The following is a 3213-nucleotide window of genomic DNA, read 5'->3' as shown; positions in this document are numbered from 1 at the left end:
ACCGCAAGGCGGTGTCGAAGGCGATCACCTCGTCGGCGGCGGACAGCGCGCCGATATTCCTCGTCTGCTCCATCCAGACCGGCACCAGCACCTCGTCGGCGCCGTTGCGCCGGGCGAAGGTCTTGGCGCGGCTGTATTGCTGCGGATCGAGCGCGAAGGCGTAAGCGAAGCTCTGGCGGGGCGCGTCGCGCAGCGCGATGCGCTGCTCGCCGGTATAGCCGGGCAACGGGTCGGTCAGCCATTCCAGCCTCTCGCTGCTGGTGCCGACGAGCGGACGGAAGGGCCACAGTTCAGGCAAAACTGACCTCCCGAGGGCATGGGCCAAGGTTGCGTCCGCCCAGATCGACTCCGTCGAATTTCTCTGCTCTGATGCGCAAAAGGGAGGACTTGTAGTGGAAAACAAAATTCAAAGTGAAACCGGCCAAGCGGGCGGGCCAGAAGCTGATGGGTTCGTCCGTTCTCTGGCGGAGTACGCCAATGGCAGTGGTCTGGGCGTCGGGATAAGTTTTCTTTCCCACGGCATGCTGATCACCGGTATCACGATGTCGAACGTGGAGTTTTTTGAGAAGGCGAAGGAGAAGTGGCAATCGGCTACGCCGCTCACAGGCGCTTCCGAGGTGGCCGACATTGCCAAAGAGGCACTCGTTGATCACGCTGAAAGCATGGTGAAGCTCATGAAGGAGCGCAATGCTGAGGGACGAGATCAGGACCCCGCGAAATTCGAAATGCCCTATAACCTTCATCTGAAGGACGTACGGATCATGGTTCCGGGCCAGCCTTCCATTAAGGTAGACTTCTGGCGCTGCCGAATTGACGAAATCTCGGGGTTCACCCTTGGCCAAGTAGTCGATTGACAACCCAAGCATCAGCCTAACGTCCCGTTGCGGCGGTTGACCACGGCGACGGTGGAATGGCCGTCGTCGGACATCAGGTAGCGCTTGATGTGATCGTCACTGTCGACGTTGATGATGTTGGCGTTGAGCCTGAGCTTGCCGGCGATCGCGTTGACGATGCCCTCAATGTGGCCCTGCGTCAGCCCGCCCGAGGAGCCGCCGCCACCGCTGTTGCCGTTGGCGGCCCTGGGCGTGCGCAATGGCTGATGGTCGACGACATCCGATCTGCCGCCGGCCATCGGCAACGGGTTCCAAGTGGCCAGGCCGCCGCCGGCGTAGCCTCGGCCGCTCTTGCCGGCCTCGTGCATCCGGTCGAGCGTGTCGACGCCGATCGCGCGCACGGCCGGCGACGAGAACACATACTCGTCCTCATGCACCAGGCCGGCAACGCGGCGAGGATCGTTGCCGCCAGTCCGGCCGCCGGTGTCGAAGAGCCCCCACGATCCCGACAGGATGTCGGCCGTGGCCAGCGGCGAAATGCTCTTCATGGAATTGATGGCACCGGCCGGCCCGCCGAACATTCCGGCAAGGTTCTGGAACCAGCCAGAGCCGCTGCCGCCGCCCGGACCCATGAAGCTGCTGAGCATCGAGCCGAACTGGGTGAGACCGCCAGAGGCGTCCGTCAGGCCTTTGACAGTCTCGAAGCCGGCGAGCCCGGCCTTCTGCAGGCTCTCCGCTGCCATGAACGACACGCTGCCGAGCTTGGTGAGGCCTTCGATGCTGTTGGTCGCACCCATGTCAACATTCTTGTTGACCTGAAAATGCATTGCGTCGGACTTGTTCCAGTTGCCGCCCCAGAACAGTCCGTTCTTCTCGGCAAGCGCGTTCGGATCAACGCCGTATTGGGAGAAGTTGCCCTTGGCCCCGACAGCCCACGGGTTCTGACGCGGGTTGATGTCCAAGGCGTTGCCGAAGGCGTGGTTGGACAGGTTGTTGGTGCCCGCGACATTGCGGAACGAGTAGCCGCCCTCGCCAAGACTGGTGATCGGATAGCCCGCGCCTTTCAGGTCGTTCAGCAGCCCCTGGAACCGGCCGGCATACTCGCTCGCGACCTTGGCGGTCAGGCCGTCGATGCCGATGCCGGAGAGTGGGATGCCGGTCTTGGTGACGCCTGCGGACGCGAATATCTGCGAAAGCGCCGCGCTCGCACCACCACCGCCTCCGCCTAGGGGTGACCCTAGGCCGCTGAGCAGCTTGGAGGCCGTCGCGGCCGTGTTCGGGCCGCCACCGCCACCGAGAAAGTCAGTCAGCGTGGTGTCGGCTTTGAACGGCTGGTTGTCGTTGGCTCCGCCGAACAGGCTTTTGACCCAGCCGAGAATGCCGCCGCTGCCATTGTCGTTGGCAGCGCCTGGCAGGCCGGGGATGCCGCCGATCGGCGACCCGTTGACGAACACGCTGGCCGCCTGCACCTGCATGGAGGCGACCGCCTTCTGGGCGCCCAGCATCTGGCCGAGCACGCCGCCGAAGCCGCCGCCCTTGCCGCTCGATGCGCCGGAACCGAAGATGCCGAGATCCGCGATCGTGTTGGCGTTGGCGCCGGTCAGCCAGTTCTTCAGCGGATTGGTCACCGACATGTCGAACATCGTCTTGGCGAGCTGCTGACCGGCCTTTTTCAGGGCGTCCGTGATCGAGCCGCCGCTGAACAGCGCGTCGCTGATGCCGTCGATGCCGTCATTGACGGTCGAGAAGATGTCTTCCCATGCCGCCTTGGTTGTCTTCAGCTGCTCGTTGTAGCGGATCTGCTGGGCAATGGCCGAGTTGGGATCGTAGTCGAGCCCGGCGCCGCGCATCGTCGAGGCGATGTTCTGCTCGGTCGGCGAGCGGAACATCTGCTCGCGATCGAACTGCAGCTGCTGTTGCAAGCTGGCCCGTGCTGTCGCGTCGGCCAGTGCCGAGGCGGCGGCCGTGTTGGCGCGCATCTCGTTGGCTTCTTGCCCGTAAAGCGGGATGCCGAGCTTGCGGATCTCCTGTTCGGTTTTCAGGGCGGAGATGATGCGATCGTGCGCCAGCTTGCTGGCGCCAACCAGGGCCAGCTCGGCGCGCTGCACTTCCAGATCCTCGACCTGGCCATGGATGGTGTCACGCGCCTGTTCCAGGGCGCGCAGCTTGCCGAATTCAATCGCCTTCTGATGGATGCTGGCGATCTCCGCCTGGTCGATGGCGACGTGGTTGCGTGCGGCCTCTTCCTGCACCTGGGCCAGCAGCTGGCTTTCGAGGCGATAGGCTTCCGTTGCGGCTGTGGTCTGTCCGACCAGGTCGAGGTCGACTTGTGCTCCCGCAATCGTCTGCTGGAGCGAACGCGCGCGCTGCTGCTGGGCCT

3 protein-coding genes are annotated in these 3213 nt (G+C 64.0%); 1 reads left to right on the top strand and 2 read right to left on the bottom strand.

What is annotated here, in order from left to right; all coding sequences use genetic code 11:
• The coding region (locus tag EN993_RS33520; protein WP_206532461.1) for a hypothetical protein at positions 1-298 on the bottom strand (298 nt) is incomplete at its 3' end.
• A gap of 94 nt (positions 299-392) precedes the next feature.
• Between EN993_RS33520 and EN993_RS33515 the strand changes: the two genes are divergently transcribed.
• Positions 393-854 (top strand): hypothetical protein, encoded by a 462-nt coding sequence (locus tag EN993_RS33515; RefSeq protein ID WP_127266023.1) that lies wholly within the window; start codon positions 393-395, stop codon positions 852-854.
• Positions 855-865: 11 nt separating this feature from the next.
• Here the strand turns inward: EN993_RS33515 and EN993_RS33510 are convergent.
• A partial coding sequence (locus EN993_RS33510; protein WP_164757981.1) for a M15 family metallopeptidase occupies positions 866-3213 on the bottom strand: 2348 nt, incomplete at its 5' end.

The organism is Mesorhizobium sp. M7D.F.Ca.US.004.01.2.1, assembly GCF_003997785.1.
Lineage (GTDB): Bacteria > Pseudomonadota > Alphaproteobacteria > Rhizobiales > Rhizobiaceae > Mesorhizobium > Mesorhizobium loti.
Note: the sequence above shows the minus strand (reverse complement) of the source record. Positions and strands in the feature narration are given on the sequence as shown.